The 16907-nt window shown below is 73.3% G+C and carries 17 protein-coding genes; 7 read left to right on the top strand and 10 right to left on the bottom strand.

The features are described 5' to 3' along the window. Positions 1 to 217 precede the first annotated feature (217 nt). Both CP984_RS12425 and CP984_RS12420 read right to left on the bottom strand, forming a co-directional pair. A complete protein-coding gene (locus CP984_RS12425) occupies positions 218 to 904 on the bottom strand; it encodes a response regulator (protein WP_003981305.1) in 687 nt (228 codons plus the stop codon). Beyond that, entirely contained in the window at positions 901 to 2163 is a 1263-nt protein-coding gene (locus CP984_RS12420) for a sensor histidine kinase (RefSeq protein WP_003981304.1), read from the bottom strand. Before CP984_RS12420 ends, CP984_RS12425 begins: the two co-directional genes overlap by 4 nt. A 197-nt stretch (positions 2164 to 2360) precedes the next feature. Between CP984_RS12420 and CP984_RS12415 the strand changes: the two genes are divergently transcribed. Beyond that, positions 2361 to 2963 carry a hypothetical protein gene (locus CP984_RS12415; protein WP_003981303.1) on the top strand — a complete coding sequence of 201 codons (603 nt, stop codon included), beginning with the start codon at positions 2361 to 2363 and terminating at the stop codon, positions 2961 to 2963. A gap of 6 nt (positions 2964 to 2969) precedes the next feature. Here the strand turns inward: CP984_RS12415 and CP984_RS12410 are convergent, their stop codons facing one another. From CP984_RS12410 to CP984_RS12400, 3 genes are read right to left on the bottom strand one after another with little or no spacing between them, the layout of a single operon-like run. Then, a complete protein-coding gene (locus CP984_RS12410) occupies positions 2970 to 3542 on the bottom strand; it encodes a cob(I)yrinic acid a,c-diamide adenosyltransferase (protein ID WP_003981302.1) in 573 nt (190 codons plus the stop codon). A gap of 10 nt (positions 3543 to 3552) precedes the next feature. Next, positions 3553 to 4308 (bottom strand): ABC transporter permease, encoded by a 756-nt coding sequence (locus CP984_RS12405; protein WP_003981301.1) that lies wholly within the window; start codon positions 4306 to 4308, stop codon positions 3553 to 3555. A 41-nt stretch (positions 4309 to 4349) separates the two neighbouring features. After that, positions 4350 to 5132, bottom strand: a complete 783-nt coding sequence (locus CP984_RS12400) for an ABC transporter ATP-binding protein (protein WP_003981300.1) — start codon at positions 5130 to 5132, stop codon at positions 4350 to 4352. A gap of 81 nt (positions 5133 to 5213) precedes the next feature. On the opposite strand from CP984_RS12400, the gene CP984_RS12395 reads away from it, so the two are divergent. The 4 genes from CP984_RS12395 to CP984_RS12380 all read left to right on the top strand — a co-directional run bounded on the left by CP984_RS12395 (position 5214) and on the right by CP984_RS12380 (position 10236). Continuing rightward, positions 5214 to 5855 (top strand): TetR/AcrR family transcriptional regulator, encoded by a 642-nt coding sequence (locus CP984_RS12395; RefSeq protein WP_003981299.1) that lies wholly within the window; start codon positions 5214 to 5216, stop codon positions 5853 to 5855. A 126-nt stretch (positions 5856 to 5981) separates the two neighbouring features. Beyond that, on the top strand, positions 5982 to 6830 hold the full coding sequence (locus CP984_RS12390; RefSeq protein ID WP_003981298.1) for a 3-hydroxyacyl-CoA dehydrogenase family protein: 849 nt from the start codon (positions 5982 to 5984) through the stop codon (positions 6828 to 6830). A gap of 270 nt (positions 6831 to 7100) precedes the next feature. Then, a complete protein-coding gene (locus tag CP984_RS12385) occupies positions 7101 to 7424 on the top strand; it encodes an STAS domain-containing protein (RefSeq protein WP_003981297.1) in 324 nt (107 codons plus the stop codon). A gap of 295 nt (positions 7425 to 7719) precedes the next feature. Then, positions 7720 to 10236, top strand: coding sequence for an ATPase AAA (locus tag CP984_RS12380; RefSeq protein ID WP_030182834.1), 2517 nt, complete (start codon positions 7720 to 7722; stop codon positions 10234 to 10236). A 111-nt stretch (positions 10237 to 10347) separates the two neighbouring features. On the opposite strand, the gene nucS is transcribed toward CP984_RS12380, so the two are convergent. Next, on the bottom strand, positions 10348 to 11007 hold the full coding sequence (gene nucS, locus CP984_RS12375) for an endonuclease NucS (RefSeq protein WP_003987257.1): 660 nt from the start codon (positions 11005 to 11007) through the stop codon (positions 10348 to 10350). A gap of 214 nt (positions 11008 to 11221) precedes the next feature. Between nucS and CP984_RS12370 the strand changes: the two genes are divergently transcribed. Beyond that, positions 11222 to 11614 carry an SCO5389 family protein gene (locus tag CP984_RS12370; RefSeq protein ID WP_003987258.1) on the top strand — a complete coding sequence of 131 codons (393 nt, stop codon included), beginning with the start codon at positions 11222 to 11224 and terminating at the stop codon, positions 11612 to 11614. Positions 11615 to 11852: 238 nt separating this feature from the next. Here CP984_RS12370 and CP984_RS12365 read toward each other — a convergent pair whose 3' ends face one another. Beyond that, positions 11853 to 12881, bottom strand: a complete 1029-nt coding sequence (locus CP984_RS12365) for an LLM class flavin-dependent oxidoreductase (protein WP_030182830.1) — start codon at positions 12879 to 12881, stop codon at positions 11853 to 11855. Positions 12882 to 13069: 188 nt separating this feature from the next. Here CP984_RS12365 and CP984_RS12360 point away from each other — a divergent pair, with 188 nt between their 5' ends. Next, positions 13070 to 13387, top strand: coding sequence for a hypothetical protein (locus CP984_RS12360; RefSeq protein WP_030374571.1), 318 nt, complete (start codon positions 13070 to 13072; stop codon positions 13385 to 13387). Position 13388: 1 nt separating this feature from the next. Here CP984_RS12360 and CP984_RS12355 read toward each other — a convergent pair whose 3' ends face one another. The 3 genes from CP984_RS12355 to CP984_RS12345 all read right to left on the bottom strand — a co-directional run bounded on the left by CP984_RS12355 (position 13389) and on the right by CP984_RS12345 (position 16906). Further along, positions 13389 to 14699, bottom strand: coding sequence for an ABC transporter permease subunit (locus CP984_RS12355; RefSeq protein WP_030182828.1), 1311 nt, complete (start codon positions 14697 to 14699; stop codon positions 13389 to 13391). Next, positions 14696 to 15958 (bottom strand): ABC transporter ATP-binding protein, encoded by a 1263-nt coding sequence (locus CP984_RS12350; RefSeq protein ID WP_030182825.1) that lies wholly within the window; start codon positions 15956 to 15958, stop codon positions 14696 to 14698. The genes CP984_RS12355 and CP984_RS12350 overlap by 4 nt, the downstream gene beginning before the upstream one ends. A 174-nt stretch (positions 15959 to 16132) precedes the next feature. Further along, the gene (locus CP984_RS12345; protein WP_030182823.1) at positions 16133 to 16906 is read right to left on the bottom strand and encodes an ABC transporter permease; all 774 of its coding nucleotides are present in this window, start codon (positions 16904 to 16906) and stop codon (positions 16133 to 16135) included. Position 16907: the final 1 nt, after the last annotated feature.

Here is a 16907-nt window from a genome sequence, read left to right as displayed (position 1 = left end):
TGGGTGGTGCGTGTCAGGGTTCCGGGTGTCACGGATGCTCCCAGGTAAGGGGGTGGGAAGGTGGGGGAACCTGCGCCGCCCGGTGAGCGCTGTGGGGCGCGCTCACCGCAAAGATGTGAAGGGAGCGTAAAAAGGTCCAGACCTACGGTCAAGAGGTCTGGACCAAAGTGGTGGGCGGCCTCCGCCACGCCCGTACGCGCGGCGACGGCACGCCCGGTCAGTCGCCGCCCACACCCAACTCCTGCGCCAGCACCGCCGCCTGCACCCGGCTGCGCAGCTCCAGCTTGCCCAGCAGCCGGCTGACGTGCGTCTTGACGGTCGCCTCCGCCACCTCCAGCCGGGCCGCGATGTCGGCGTTCGACATCCCCCTGCCCAGGCAGCCCAGCACCTCACGCTCGCGCCGGGTCAGGGTGTCCAGCACGGCCGGGTCCGGCGCCTCGGCGTCGGCGGGGCGGCGTGCCGCCCGGGGGCTGGCGAACTCCGCGATCAGCCGCCGGGTGACGGCCGGCGCGATCAGACCCTCCCCGGCGGCCACCGTGCGCACCGCGTCCACCAGCGCCGCCGCCTCGGTGTCCTTGAGCAGGAAGCCGGCGGCGCCCGCGCGGAGCGCCCCGAAGACGTACTCGTCCAGGTCGAACGTGGTCAGCACCAGCACGTCGGCCAGCTCCTCGGCGACGATCGCGCGAGTGGCCGACACCCCGTCCAGCTTGGGCATCTGTACGTCCATCAGCACCACGTCGGGGCGCAGCTCGCGGGCCAGCCGCACCGCCTCCTCGCCGTCCGCGGCCTCCCCGGCCACCTCGATGTCGGCGGCCGAGCGCAGGATCAGCACCAGCCCGGCCCGTACGGCGGACTGGTCCTCGGCGATCAGCACCCGGACCGGGCGGCCGGTGGCAGCTGTCATCGTTCCTCTTCCTCCTCGCGGACCGGGAGCGTGGCCCGTACCCGCCATGTCTTGCGGTCTCCCAGGCCCTCGGGGCCGGCCTCGAAATCTCCGTCGAGCAGCGCGATCCGCTCCCGCATGCCGACCAGCCCCGCGCCGGAGCCGGGCGCGCGCGGGCCGGGGCGGTCACCGAAGGGGCTGGTCACGCTGACGATGAGCGGGCCGCCAGGAGCGTACGCGATGCGGACCGCCACCTCGCCGGGCGCCGCGTGCTTGAGGGCGTTGGTCAGCGACTCCTGCACGATGCGGTACGCGGCGAGCTCCACCGGCGCGGGCAGCCGCGCGGCGCCGCCGTCCGCCCGGGGGTCCTCACGGTCGTCCTGCCGGCCGTCTTGTCGGTCATCCTGGAGGGTGAATGTCAGGCCGCTGCTCGCCCCGTTGGTGCGCGCCTGCCGCAGCAATGCGTCCAGTCCGTCCAGGGTCGGCGTGGCCTGCGCCTCGGCCGTCGCGCCGGGGTCCTTCGCGTCCCGCAGCAGTCCGATCAGGCGCCGCATCTCGGCCAGGCCCTGCACGCTGTTCTCGCGGATGACGCCGAGCGCCTCACGGGTGGCGGCCGGGTCGTCTATGGACTGCGCGGCCGTGGAGTGGATCGCGATGGCCGACAGGTGGTTGGCGACCATGTCGTGCAACTCGCGCGCCATCCGCGCGCGTTCGGCGACGACCGCTTGCGTACGGTCCATCTCGGCCAGCAGGGCGGTCTGTTCGGCCTCCAGCCGGGCGGCCCGCGCGGCGTTGCGGTGCTCGCGGATGATGACACCGGTCCAGGCGGGCGCGGTCGTGATCACGCCGACGCCGATGCCGAGCAGCAGGGCCCGCGGGTCGCGCAGCACCGCCACCGGGACGATGGTGGCGGCGACGGTGAGCAGGATGCTGATGACCGGGACCCGCCGGGCGGTGGCGGGCGATCCGTACAACACCGCGGCGTAGATGACGTCAGTGAACATCAGGATCGTGATGATCAGCCCGCCGCTGCACACGTCCAGCGCGAGCGCGGCGGTCGCCGTGGCCAGCGCGGTGCGCGGCGCGCTGCGGCGCAGCAGCTCGGCGGCGGACATGGCGGTCAGCGCCAGCAGGACCAGCCATTCGGGCAGGTCCACCAGCGGTGTGTTGTTGCGCAGCCCCAGCGCCCACACCAGCAGCCCGCCGAGCAGCCCGCAGACGGCGATGCGCAGGTCGTCGCGGTGCGGGCGGGGCAGGGCCAGGCGGGGTCGTGCGGTCACCCCACCATCAAACACGGCCGCGCGGCCCGCCGCCTCCACGCCCCGGCCGAACCGCGCGCCCCGCGCGGTACATCGAAGGATGCAGTTCCGGGCCGTCGCGGGACATCGAAAGATGCAGCGGCGGATCGTCATGGGCGACGAGGGCACGGCCGGATTCCGGGGCGAGCCTGGAAGGGACAGGAAAGAAGGGGAGTCCCGTGATCGCTGTGCTGATCGTCGTCTGCGAGGTCGGCTTCTGGATACTGCTGGCCGGCGGACTGGCCCTGCGCTACCTGGCGAAGATGCCGCGTACCGGCGTCGCCGTGCTGCTGCTGGAGCCGCTGCTGGAGCTGGTCCTGCTGGTCGTCACCGCCGTCGACCTGAAGAACGGCGCCGAGCCCGACTGGAAGCACGGACTGGCCGCCGCCTACATCGGCTTCTCGGTCGCGCTGGGGCACCGCACCATCAAGTGGGTGGACGTCCGCTTCGCCCACCGTTTCGCGGGCGGCCCGCCGCCGGTGCCCGCGCCGAAGTATGGCCGGGCCCGTACGGTCTTCGAATGGCAGTCGGCGGCCCGCTGGATCCTCGCCGCGCTCATCGCGATGGGCCTGCTGGAGGCCGCGGTCCGGTACGTGGGCGACCCCGCGCAGACCACCTCGCTGCGCGGCTGGCAGACCAAGATGCTCTTCGTCATCGGCATCAACCTGGTGATCGCGACGAGCTACACGATCTGGCCGAAGCAGGCGCCGGCGGCGGACCTGCCCCAGGGCGGCACGGACGACCGCGACCACACCGGGGCCGGCCGGAAGTCCGGCTGGTGAGATTGGCTAGCGCTCGCCGCCCGGCACCCACAGCACGTCGCCCAGCTCCTTGTTGGCCGTGCGGGCCAGGATGAACAGGATGTCGGAGAGGCGGTTGAGGTAGGTGGCGGTGAGGTGGTTCATGGTGTCGCCGTGCATCTCCAGCGCCGCCCAGGTGGAGCGCTCGGCACGGCGTACGACCGTGCACGCCTGGTGCAGCAGCGCGGCGCCCGCCGTGCCGCCGGGCAGGATGAAGCTGCGCAGCTTCTCCAGGCCCTCCAGGTAGTGGTCGCAGTCCGCCTCCAGCTTGTCGACGTAGGACTGCTCGACGCGCAGCGGCGGGAACTCCGGGTTCTCCACCACCGGCGTCGACAGGTCGGCGCCCACGTCGAAGAGGTCGTTCTGCACCCGGACGAGCACCTTGACGACGTCCTCCGGCAGCGAGCCGAGCGCGATGGCCACGCCGATCGCCGCGTTGGCCTCGTTGGCGTCCGCGTAGGCCGCGATCCGCGTGTCGGTCTTGGCGGTCCGGCTCATGTCGCCGAGGGCGGTGGTGCCCTTGTCGCCGGTACGGGTGTAGATGCGCGTCAGATTGACCATACGGGCGAGCCTACGCGGCCGCCCTGCGGAAGGCGCGGGCGCACACGGCCGCGGCCAGTACGGCGAGCCCGGCCGCGACCAGCGCGCCGTACAGCACGCTCGCCGCGGTGTAGTCGCCCACGTAGGCCGCCCGGACGCCGTCCACGAGGTAGCGCAGCGGCATCACGTGCGAGAGCGCGTCCAGCCAGCCGGGCGCCAGGGCCATCGGCAGCATCAGACCGGACAGCAGCATCGTGGGCATGGTGGCGGCGTTGACGACCGGCCCGAACTCCTGCGGCGAGGTGACCTTCAGGGCCAGCGCGTACGAGAACGAGGACAGCGCGACGGTCGTCACGGCGACGAAGGCGAACCCGATGAGAATGCCGCCCAGCGGCGCCCGCAGCCCCATCACCACCGCCGCCAGCACCAGCAGCACCGCCTGGAAGGTGAACAGCGCCGCGTCCCGCAGCACCCGCCCCAGCAGCAGCGCGAGGCGGCTGACGGGCGTCACCCGCATCCGCTCCAGCACGCCGTACTGCTTCTCGACGATGATGCCGAACCCGCAGAACGCGCCGCCGAACAGTGCGAGTTGGAGCAGCAGACCGGGCACCAGGACCTGCCAGGAGCTGCCCTCGGAGGTCAGCGGCAGGTCGGTCAGCAGCGGGCCGAAGAAGAACAGGTACAGCAGCGGCATCAGCACGCCGAAGAACATCTGGAGTTTGGAGCGCAGGGTCTGCCGGGCGTAGCGCCCGAAGATCAGGGCCGTGTCGGACAGGGCGGAGGACATACGGGGACTCCTGTGGGCGGTGCGGTGACGGGGGCGGGCGGTCAGACGGCGACGGGGGCGGTGTCCGCGGGGGCGGGGTCGCGCCCGGTGATCGCCAGGAAGGCGTCCTGGAGGGACGCGTCGGGCGAACCGGCGTACGCGGACTTGAGCGCGTGCGGGGTGCCCTCGGCGGCCACCACGCCCTGGTCCACGACCACGACGCGGTCCGCCAGCGCGTCCGCCTCGTCGAGGTAGTGGGTGGTCAGGACGACCGTGGTGCCGAAGTCCGTACGCAGCCGCCGGACCAGCTCCCACAGATCGGCCCGGCTGCCGGGATCGAGACCGGTCGTCGGCTCGTCCAGGAAGAGCACCGCCGGCCGGTGCACCAGCCCCATCGCGATGTCCAGGCGCCGCCGCTGCCCGCCGGACATCGCCGCGCACTTGCGGTCCAGCAGCCCGTCGAGGCCGAGCGCGTCGGCCAGTTCCCCGGCGCGGGCCGCCGCCTCGGCCTTCGGCAGGCGGTACAGCCGCCCCTGGGTGACCAGTTCCTCCCGTACGGAGACGTTCGGGTCGACGCCGCCGGACTGGGCCACGTAGCCGGTGGCGCGCCGCACCCCGGCCGGGTCGCGGGCGAGGTCGCAGCCGGCCACCGTCGCGGTGCCGCCGGTGGGCGCGAGGAGCGTGGTGAGCATCCGCAGGGTGGTGGTCTTCCCGGCGCCGTTCGGGCCGAGCAGGCCGAGGATCTCGCCGCGTTCGGCGGTGAGGTCGATGCCGCGTACCGCTTCGACGGTGCCGCGCTGGGTGGTGAAGGCCCGGGCGAGGCCGGACGCGCTGATGACTGCCATGCCGGAAAGAAAAACAGAGAGACTGAAAAATTGCAACGCCCCCAAAATTCAACGATACCCAAGGAGGCGTACGATGCGGACATGGCTGAGGGGCTCAGGGAGCGGAAGAAGCGGCAGACGCGCCAGCGCATCTCGGACATGGCCACCGGCCTGTTCCTGGAGCGCGGCTTCGACGCGGTGACCGTCGCGGAGATCGCCGAGGTCTGCGACGTCTCCGTCAACACCGTCTACAACTACTTCCCGGCCAAGGAGGACCTCTTCCTGGACCGCAGCGCCGGGCTGGTGGACCGCCTCGCGCGCTTCGTGCGCGGCCGGGGCGCCGGGGAGTCGGCCGCCGCCGCCGTCCTGCGCGAACTGCGCGAGCAGGTGGAGGCGGTCTCGCCCACCGTCGGCCTGGTCCAGGGCTACGACCGCTTCATGCGGGTCATCGAAGGCTCCGCCACCCTCAAGGCCCGCCTGTGGCACCTCCAGCAGGAACAGCTCACCCGGCTGGAGGAGACCCTGCGCCAGGAGGCCGGCGCGGCGGCGGACGACTGGCTGCCGCTCATGGTGGCCGGTCAGCTCAACTGGGTGCACAGCACGCTCATGGGCTACATCGGCCGCGAGATGATGACCGGGCGCGCACCCGACGAGGTGTCACGCGAGGCCCTCGCCCTGCTGGACGACCTTGAAGACGCGCTCGGCGGAAAGGTCCTCAACTATGCCGTGCGCGCGGGCGGATGAGCACGGGTGGTGTGATGTCCGTCATCTGAGACGTGACGCGCATCTCTAACCCTCCTATCGATCGCCGACGGGCGCTAACGTCACTGCCGAGAGCCGTCAGATGTACAGCGTGTTAGGGGACAGCCAGTGGCAAAGAAGCTCGCCGTCATCGGGGCCGGACTGATGGGGTCCGGCATCGCGCAGGTCTCGGCCCAGGCGGGCTGGGAGGTCGTCCTCCGCGACGTGACGGACGGGGCGCTGGCCCGCGGCCGCAGCGGCATCGAGAAGTCGTACGAGAAGTTCGTGGGCAAGGGCAAGCTGGCCGCGGAGGACGCGGAGCGGGCGCTGGGCCGGATCACCACCACGACCGACCTGGACGCGGCCGCCGACGCGGACATCGTCGTCGAGGCCGTCTTCGAGCGGATCGACGTCAAGCGGGAGATCTTCCAGAGCCTGGACAAGCTGGTCAAGGACGAGGCGGTGCTCGCCTCCAACACCTCCGCCATTCCGATCACCAAGATCGCGGCGGCCACCGGGCGCCCCGAGCGGGTGGTCGGCACCCACTTCTTCTCGCCGGTGCCGATGATGCAGCTGTGCGAGCTGGTGCGCGGCTACAAGACCAGCGACGAAACCCTCGCCACCGCCCGCGCGTTCGCCGAGTCGGTCGGCAAGACCTGCATCGTCGTCAACCGCGACGTGGCCGGCTTCGTGACCACCCGGCTGATCTCGGCGCTGGTCGTCGAGGCGGCGAAGCTGTACGAGTCCGGGGTGGCCTCCGCCGAGGACATCGACACCGCCTGCAAGCTGGGCTTCGGGCACGCCATGGGCCCGCTGGCCACCGCCGACCTGACCGGCGTGGACATCCTGCTGCACGCCACCGACAACATCTACACCGAGTCGCAGGACGAGAAGTTCGCGCCGCCGGAGATCATGCGGCGGATGGTGGACGCCGGCGATATCGGCCGCAAGAGCGGGCAAGGCTTCTACGAGCACTGATACCGCATCGGACGGCTCCGGGCCCCGCGGCACCGCACTGACGCCGCGTCAGGCGCCGGGCCCGGTACCGCCGCGGCACGACGGCCGGTCCGCCGGCCGGCCGCGGCGGCACCGGCACGGCACCCGGCGCGTCACCCGCACGGGCCCGGCGCCCTTCACCCCCCAGGGTGAATTCGGTATCGGTTCGCTTACAGGCGGCAACTTCGCCGCATGAGAGGCAGTCAGTTCTGTAGTCGTAACGATCGAGCACTCATCACCCGGGGAGCACATATGCACATCAGGGGCGACCACGCCGAGCTGGTCGTCGGGGGCCGCCTCGACGTCCGCAGCGCGGCGGACGCCCGTACCGTCCTGCACACCGCCGTCGACTCCGGCCAGGGCGACCTGGTGCTCGATCTGACCGGCCTGGATTCCTGGGACGCCACCGGCCTCGGCGTCATCATGGGCGCGCACCGCCGCGCCGGGCGGGCCAACCGCCGGCTGGTGCTGCGCGGCGTACCGCCCCAGATGCAGCGGCTCCTGGTCGCCACCCGCCTGCACCGCATCCTCGCCATCGAGGGCGGCATCGAGGCCGAGAGCCTGCCGCGGGTCTGAGGGCCCCGGCCGGCGCACGCGGGCGCGTACCGCCGCGAGAATCCAAGATCAAAGCCGCATACCGAAGGATTCTCACAACACTGTGACGTTCCGGGCAGGAACGGACCCCGGCGCTTCGTAGATACTGGGCCAAGGTCTAAGGTTCGGTTTTCCGCCGTCCGGTTACGCCGCGCGGCGGGCACCGGACCAGAAGCGGCGGCCGGGGGAGTCCCCCGGCCGGAGGCTGGGGGAGTGCGGACGGCCGGGACACAATCGGCCGGACGGCACGCCAAGCGCATCTGGGGGGCATTTCACCATGGACCCGAACACGAACCGGGGACCTGAGGAGTACGACGAGCAGGACGCCCCTGCGACGACGCCGGCGCCCGCGCACGGCGGCCCCGGCCCCGGCGCCGCCTCCGGCGGCCTCGCCCGCACCGTACAGCTCGTATCGGGCCCCTACCTCCTCACCGTCAACCCGGTCGACGGCAGCGAGATCGAACCCTGCCCGCCCGGCGAGCAGCCCGCCGTCCCCGGAAAGCACGGCCCCGAGGAGCGCGCCGAACTGGCGCGCGCCGCGGCCCCGCCCGCCGTCCCGGTCGCCGCCGGCCGCCCCGCCGCGCTGCTGGAGCGCGCCGAGGAGACCGACAGACTGGTGCGGCTGCTGTCCCGCGGCAGATCCGTACGCGTCACCGGCCCCTCCGGCTCGGGCCGCACCCGGCTGCTGGACGCCGTCGCCACCGCCTGCGACGGCGTGGCGCCGGACGGCGTGGTGCGCCTGTCCGGCTACCGCCGCACGCCCACCGACGTGATGTACGAGCTGTTCGCCGCCGTCCACCGGGCCCCGCTGCACCGCCCCGACCGCGGCGAGCTGCTGCGCCTGCTCGGCGAGATCGGTGCGATCGTCGTCCTGGACGACCTCGAATTCGGCGGCGCCGCGCTGGACGAGCTGCTGGGCGCCACGCCCGAGTGCGCCTTCCTGCTCGCCGCCACCCCCGACGTCGCCGCCCCCTCGCCCGGCTCCCACCTCGAAGAGGTCTTCCTCGGCGGCATCAGCCGCGACGCCTGCCGGGAGCTGCTGGAGGGCGCCGTCGGCCGCCCGCTCACCGACGAAGAGGCCGCGTGGGCCGCCGACCTGTGGTTCGAGTCCGAGGGGCTGCCGCTGCGCTTCGTGCAGGCCGGCGCGCTGCTGCGGCAGCGTGCGGGCACTTCCGACGCGTACGGCGAGCCGTCCGACGACGCATCCGCGGGCGACGAGCGGCCACTGCCGACCGTCGCCGAGGCCGCCTCGCCCGCGCCGCTGATCGCCGCCGGGCTGGGCGAGGCCGCGCGCGAGACGCTGCGCTTCGCGGTCGCGCTGGGCGGCGAGCTGCCCCACCAGGCGCACCTGCCCGCGCTCGCCCAGGACACCCACGCGGACGCCGCCCTCGGCGATCTGCTGGGCTGCGGGCTGATCACCCCGGCCGGGGGCCACTACCGGCTCGCCGCGACCGTACAGGACCAGCTGACGGACGCCGGGTACGCCGACGACGCGGGGGAGCGGGCGCTGACCGCCGCCCAGCACTACGCCTGGTGGGCCGGGCACCCCTCGGTCACCCCGGAGCGGGCCGCCGCCGAGTCCGACGCGATCCTGGCCGCGATGGGCGTGCTGACCGGCAGCCGGGACGGCGGCCACCCCAGCGCCGCCGTGCTCCTGGCCCGTACGGCCGCCCCGGCCTTCGCCGCCGCCCTGCACTGGAGCGCCTGGGAGCGCAGCCTGCGGCACGGCGCCGAGGCCGCCCGGATCGCCGGGGAGGTGGCCGAGGAGGCGTACTTCCACCACGAGCTGGGCGTCCTCGCGCTGTGCACCGGCAACCTGGACCGGGCGCGGGCCGAGCTGGAGGCGTCGATAGGGCTGCGCGGCGTGCTCTCCGACCGGCGCGGCGCGGTCGCCGGACGACGCGCGCTGGCCCTGGTCGCGGACCGCTCCGGCACGTTCACCCCGCCCGCCGGGACGGCCGCCCCGGCCGGTGAGGAGATCCCGGACGCGCGGACGGAGGAGTCGGCCTCGCCGCCCGGCGGGGTGCCCGCCGGCCTCGCCGCCGCCCCGGCCGTCGACGCGACGGCACCCACCGTCGTCACCCGCAGCGTGGCCTCCGGCAAGGGCACGGGCCGCGGCCCCGCCAAGGGCCGCAAGGCCCTGGTGCTCGGCGCCCGGCGCAACCTGGTCGCCGCGGGCGCCGGAGCGCTGCTCGTCGCCGTCCTGGGCACCGTCGTCACGCTGGGCGCGGTCTCCGGGTCCGACGACGGTACGGGCAACAAGGTCACCACCGAGCAGTCCGCCCAGCCGGGGCAGAGCGACGACGGCCTGCCCGCCGACCAGCCGGGCGCCGACCGCACCCGGACCGGACACGGCGGCCGCCCCGGCACGGTCACCGGCCACCGCTCGGCGTCGCCCCGCACACCGGGCACCAGCGCGCAGCCGAGCACCGGCCCGACCGGGGGTGCCACCGACCCGACGACCGGCGGACCGACCGGCGGCAGCACCCGCCCGACCGACCCGACGACGCGGCCGACGGACGGCGGCACCAGCCCGACCGGCAGGCCCACGCACAAGCCCACCGACAAGCCGACCGACAAACCCACGGACAAGCCCACCGACAAGCCGACGGACAAGCCGACGCCGACCGACAAGCCGACGAGCCAAGAGCCCACGGGCTCCTCGGGCAGCACCGGCGGCACCGGCAGCGCCTCGGCGACCACCACCGGCTCCGGCACGACCGGCGGCGGCACGACCGGCGGGGACGCCCCGACGACCGGCGGGGGCTCCACCGGCGGTACGAACGGCGGCTGAGCACAGCACGACGGCCCGGTACGCGACCGTCCGCCACCGTGGCGGGCGTTCCCGTACCGGGCCGTCGTCATCCGTACCGGCGCTCGGAGAAGGCGCTCGGTACGGGCGCGCTCAGAACAGGCGCAGCTTGTCGTCCTCGATGCCGCGCAGCGCGTTGTAGTCCAGCACGACGCAGCCGATGCCGCGGTCGGTGGCCAGCACCCGGGCCTGCGGCTTGATCTCCTGGGCCGCGAACACGCCCTTGACCGGGGACAGATGCGGGTCGCGGTTGAGCAGTTCGAGATAGCGGGTGAGCTGCTCGACACCGTCGATCTCACCGCGCCGCTTGATCTCCACGGCGACCGTCCCGCCGTCCGCGTCCCGGCACAGGATGTCCACCGGGCCGATGGCGGTGGGGTATTCGCGGCGGATGAGCGAATAGCCCTCGCCGAGCGTCTCGATCCGGTCGGCGAGCAGTTCCTGGAGGTGCGCTTCCACCCCGTCCTTGATGAGGCCCGGGTCCACACCCAGCTCGTGGGACGAGTCGTGCATCACCTCTTCCAGGGTGATGATGAGCTTCTCGCCGCCCTTGTTCTCCACCGTCCACACCCCGTCGCCCTCCTTGAGGGTGCACGGCGGGGACATCCAGTTCAGGGGTTTGTAGGCGCGGTCGTCCGCATGGATGGAGACCGAACCGTCCGCCTTGACGAGGATGAGGCGGGGGGCCGACGGGAGGTGGGCACTGAGCCGGCCCGCGTAGTCCACGGAGCAACGGGCGATGACGAGACGCATGGTGCGCCACGCTACTCGACCGGGGGCCGCGGACGCGATTCGCCCCTGAACCATCCCGTTCCCCGGTGGCCGGTTGTCTCTGCAATCTCCTGGTGCGGGCCGGAGGAGCGGCCTAACGTTGAAGCGGGGGGTCGTGATACGGACACGCTCCGTCGCGAGCCTCCCGTCCGATCCCTGAGGCCCCGCTCCGGCGGGGCCGCGAGAGGAGAACCTCATGTCGCTCGACGTCTCACCGGCCCTCCTCGAACAGGCCGAGCGAGGCGAGGTCGACGAAGCGGAATTTGTCGACTGCGTCCGGGCCTCCCTGCCGTACGCATGGGAGATGATCAGCTCGCTGGTGGTCCGGCTGAAGGTGGACGGCGGCCAGTTCGCCGACAACCAGACGCCGCCGCCGGACGAGCAGGCGCGCGGTCAGCTGCTGCGTGCGCTGGCGAGTGACGCGATACGCGGGTCCCTGGAGCGCCACTTCGGTGTGCGCCTGGCATTCCAGAACTGTCACCGGGTCGCGGTCTTCCCGCTCGACCCGGCGGTGGACGACAGGCTGGCCAAGTTCACCTCCATCCGAGGCCAGTTGCTGAACCAGTCGCCCGAGCTGCGCGACTGCTGACCAGGTGACGCTGCCGCTGCGCACACGGGACGCGGCACCGCGCGTCGCCGCCGCGCCGGCGGCAGCGTCGGCCAACTCCGGGACCGCCACGCTGCGTTGACGGCCCCTCCCCGGGCGCCCTCCGGTCACCGGCCCGGAGACCGGCGCCATCGCGCCAGGCGGTACGCGGCCCGCGGCCACCCGGCCCGGTGTCACCGGACGGGCCGCGCGGGCCGCCGTACCCCCGCGGGCGCCCGTCTCAGCGGAGCAGCGGCAGGACCTCGGCGCCCAGCCGCCGGACGTTCTCCTCCGTGGCCGCCAGATCGCCGGAGCCCTCCACGAGCAGCGCGAAGCGCCGGATGCCCGTCCGCGCGGCCGAGGCCGCCAGCCGGTCGGCACACAGCCGCGGCGGCCCCACCGGGTGCAGATCGCAGAGCAGTTCCGTGTACGCCAGCGGGTCGCGCATGGCGCGGTAGCGGCCGTCGACCGTCTCATGGGCCGCGAGGCCGCGCCGCAGCCAGCCCGGCATGGCCTTGGTGAGCACCTCGGCCGCGCCCTGACGGGTGTCGCCGACCTGCACCACGCCCGCCGAGACGTGCTCCGCCGCCGCGACGTCGGCCGGGTCCCGCCCGGCCGCCAGCGACAGGCGGCGCCACAGCGCGACCATCTCGGCCTTCTCCTCGTCGCCGCAGTGCATCCCCAGCAGCATCGGCAGCCCGCGCTCGGCGGCCAGCCGCACCGACCCGGCCGAGGTGCAGGCGAGGACGACCGGCGGACCGGCCGGCATCTCCAGCGACTCGCAGGCCCGCGGCACGACCGCGACCTCGCGGAAGGAGTGACGTTCCCCCGCGGCGCCGACCCGCGGCTCGCGCAGCCAGCGCAGCAGCAGGTCCAGCGACTCGGGGAAGTGCTTCTCGTAGGCGTCCAGGCCGGTGCCGAAGACCTCCAGGTCCACCCAGGGACCGCCGCGGCCCACCCCGAGGGTGAACCGGCCGCCGGAGATCAGATGCAGCAGCGCCGCCTGCTCCCCGAGGGCGACCGGGTGCTGGGTCGGCAGCACGCTGACGGAGGTGCCGACGCCGATTCTGTGCGTACGTCCCAGCAGCAGCGCGGCCAGTGTCGTCGCCGACGGGCAGACCCCGTACGGCATGAAGTGGTGCTCGGCCAGCCAGACCGCGTCCAGCCCGGCCTCCTCGGCGACCTCGGCGGACCGCACCGCGCGGTGCAGTGCCTCCCCCTGTCCCTGGCCGGGAAACTGAGCGGCCAGGATGAATGCCCCAACGCGCATCGCTCTTCTGCCTCCTCGCAGCCGACGCGACATCCCCCTAACAGGCAACAACGGGTGACACGTGCCAAGGGCACGGCCTGGGGCGAAGTTTCCCGATGATCGCAGGATTGTGGTGGGCGGCGGACCCCATGACCGATCCGCGTAGGGTGGTGACGGCCCGTGACCCCGTAGATTTCCCGAGGTGCCCAGTGTCCCCGCGTCGAAACCGTCCCCGCGGCGGTGAGAAGCCAGCCGACCACTCGGGCGCAGGCCGCTACGGTCTCGAACGTACCGAGGAATGGCGCGGCGAGGACTGGGTCGTACGGCACCTGGGGGGTGGCGGTGCGGCCAAGCACTACCGCTGCCCGGGCTGCGACCAGGAGATCCCGCCGGGGGTGCCGCACGTCGTCGCCTGGCCGCGGGAGGGCGACGTGGACGACCGCAGACACTGGCACAAGGCGTGCTGGAACGCACGGGACCGCCGGAGCGCGAGGCTCCAGCGGTCCCGTAATGCGCCGAGGTATTGACTTATACGTCGCGCTTCTCCAGCGCCGCGTACGCGCCGCCGAGGACGACGGCGGTGACGCCCACGAGGATCAGCAGCGGCTGCCAGCCGGACGGGCCGCTGCCCAGGAACGGCTGGTCGTAGAGCGCGCCGAGGCTGTTGGGGATCGAGTACTCGATCATGGCCTTCGCGACCGGCCGCAGGCTCTCCGAGGTCATCATGAACACGGCCAGCAGCATGGGCAGCAGGACCAGGCCCAGCATCGCGCTGATCGCGCCGGCCGAGTGCCGCAGCAGCGCGCCGGCGCCCAGGGCCAGCAGGCTCAGTACGGCCACGTACAGACCGGAGCCGATCGTGGCGCGCAGCCACTGGTCACCGGTGGGCGCCGGGCCGTTGAGCATCCCGGCGTGCACCACCGCGACCAGGGTGGTGGAGAGCGTGGTGATCACGAACGTCAGCCCGAACAGCACGATCGCCTTGGCGGTCAGCACCCGGCCCCGGCTGGGGCAGGCGGTGAACGTCGTACGGATCATGCCCGTGCCGTACTCCGAGGAGATCACCAGCACGCCGAGCGGGATCACGCACAGCGTCCCGAGCAGCAGGCCGAGCCAGGCGGAGCCGAGGAGCGGGTCGGCCGTCCGGTACGGGTCCGACAGCAGCAGCGCGATCATCAGCCCGATGCCCACGTTCAGCACGATCATCACGCCCAGCGTCCACATCGTGGAGCGCACCGACCGGATCTTCGTCCACTCGGAGGCGAGGGCGTGGCCCAGGTTCGTACGGCGGACCGGGATCGGCGAGACGTAGGCCGGTGCGCCGCCGCCGGGGCCGGCGGCCTGCCAGGCGGCCGGGATCTGCTGCTGGGGCGGCTGCGGGGCTTGCTGGTGCGCGGCCTGCTGCGGCTGGTACGGCGGCTGCTGCGGGGGAGCGGCGGGCGGCTGCTGCGCTTGGAGCGTCATGGTGCCCGCGTCCTTGGGCGCGCCCTGCGGGGGCAGCGGCGCACCCTGCGGAGCCGCCTGGGCCTGGAGCATCATCGTCCCGGCCTCCTTGCCGGGCGCGGCGGCGGGCGGCTGCTGGGCCTGGAGCATCATCGTGCCCGCCTCACGCGCCGGGCCGCCCTCCTGCGGCGCGGGACCGGCCTGCGGCGGCATCGGGGCCTGGGGCTGTTCCGGCTGCGGGTGCGCGGCCAGCGGCCGGGGCTCCGGCTGCTCGGCGGGGGGCTGCGCGGGCGGCTCGGGCGCCCCGGCCGGGGGCATCGGGGCGGCCGCGCCGGGGGCGGCGGTGTCGTGCGGCTCAGGCTGCGGCTGAGGCTGCGGCTGCTGAGGGCTGGTCATCGGGCGTCCTCGGTGTGCGGCTTGGAGATGTCGGCGGGGGCGGCGGGCTGGGCGGCGGGCTGCATCGGTGCCGGGGCACCGGCCTGCGGGCCCGGCTGCGGCTGCGCGTACGGGTTCGGCTGGCCGTACGGCGCGCCCGGCCCGGCCGCCGGCGGGTAGCCGTACCCCTGGCCCGGAGCGCCGCCGGGCGCCTGCGCGTACGGGTTCGGCTGCCCCGGGTGGGCGGGCTGCCCGTACGGACCCGGCTGCGGCGCGTACCCCTGCGGCGGCTGCTGTCCCGGCATGCCGGGGCCCTGCGGCGCGGGAGCAGCCACCTGCTGCTGGAGACCGGCGCGCTGGTCGGTCGTCGAGCGGTAGTCCACGACGCCCTGCGTCAGCTGCATGTACGCCTCTTCCAGGGACGCCTGGTGCGGCGACAGCTCCCACAGGCGGATGTCCGCGCCGTGGGCGAGGTCGCTGATGCGCGGCAGCGGCAGCCCGGTGACGCGCAGCGCGCCGTCCGGCTCGGCCACGACCTGGGCGCCCGCCTCGCCGAGCACTGAACCGAGCTTCTCGCGCAGCTCCGGCTCGGTGTCCGGGGTGCGTACCCGGGCGAAGTCGGCGGAGTTGGCCGAGATGAAGTCCTTGACCGGCATGTCCGCGAGCAGCTGGCCGCGGCCGATGACGATCAGATGCTCGGCGGTCAGCGCCATCTCGCTCATCAGGTGCGAGGAGACGAAGACCGTACGGCCCTCGGCGGCCAGCTGCTTCATCAGGTTGCGGACCCACAGGATGCCCTCCGGGTCCAGGCCGTTGACCGGCTCGTCGAAGAGCAGCACCTGCGGGTCGCCGAGCAGCGCCGCCGCGATGCCCAGGCGCTGGCCCATACCGAGCGAGAAGCCGTTGGAGCGCTTGCGGGCCACCTCCTGGAGGCCGACCACCCCGAGCACCTCGTCGACCCGGCGCGCCGGGATGCCGGAGAGCTGGGCGAGCGAGAGCAGGTGCTGGCGGGCGCTGCGGCCGCCGTGCACCGCCTTGGCGTCGAGGAGCGCGCCGACGTGGCGCGGGGCGTTGGGCACCTTGCGGAACGGGATGCCGCCGATCGTGACGCGCCCGGAGGTCGGGGTGTCCAGCCCCAGGATCATGCGCATCGTCGTCGACTTGCCGGAGCCGTTGGGCCCCAGGAAGCCCGTGACGGTGCCCGGCCGCACCTGGAACGACAGGTTGTGCACGGCCGTCTTGGCGCCGTAGCGCTTCGTCAGACCGACTGCCTCGATCATTCTCCGCCCCTCGAAAGATGGTTCGGGGCAGAGGTGCTCTCGTACCCCCGTAAGGGTTAGGAGGTTATCGGGCAGCTGACGGTTCCCGTCAAAACGCGGACGGGTGGGGCGCAAGGGGTTACGCCTGGGGCCCGGCGTCCGGCCTCAGGGGCGGCCCGGTTCCGGACGCTGCCCTCAGGCGTCGCGCCGCTTCAGCAGCAGGTACCCGCCCAGCACCGCGGCGGCCGTCCACGCCAGCATGATGCCGAACCCGCCCCACGGCCCGTACGGCACGTCCTGCCCGGCCGGCGGCACCACCTGCATGATCCGTGCGCCGGCCTGGTCGGGGAGGTACCGGCCGATCTTCCGGGTGGCCGAGACGTTGCCCAGGATGCTGGAGATCAGGAAGAAGAACGGCATCAGGGTGCCCAGCGCCAGCATGGGGCTGCGCAGCATCGTCGCCACGCCCATCGCGAACACCCCGATCACCGTCATGTAGAGCCCGGCGCCCACCACGGCGCGCAGCACGCCCGGGTCGCCGAGCGACGTCGCGTGGTCGCCCAGCATCGCCTGGCCGACGAAGAAGGAGAGGAAGGCCGTCACGAAGGAGACGGCCAGGGCGAGCAGGGCGGCCACGGTGATCTTGCAGAAGAGGAAGACGCCGCGCTGCGGTACGGCGGCCAGCGACGTACGGATCATGCCGGTGCTGTACTCGTTGGAGACCACCAGCACCCCGAAGACGATCATCGCCAGCTGGCCCAGGCCCATGCCGGCGAAGCTGGTGCCGGCGGGGTCGAAGCCGGCCCGGTCGCGGGGCGCCGTGCTGCCGAAGTCGTTCGAGGCGAGCAGGCAGATCAGCGCGCCCAGCGCGACCGTGACGACCAGGGCGACACCCAGCGTCCACACCGTGGACCGCACCGAGCGGATCTTGGTCCATTCCGATCTCAGGACCTGGGAGACGGCCGCCATC

It is taken from the genome of Streptomyces rimosus, from assembly GCF_008704655.1.
Classification (GTDB): domain Bacteria; phylum Actinomycetota; class Actinomycetes; order Streptomycetales; family Streptomycetaceae; genus Streptomyces; species Streptomyces rimosus.
This window is presented reverse-complemented; position numbering and strand designations above follow the sequence as displayed.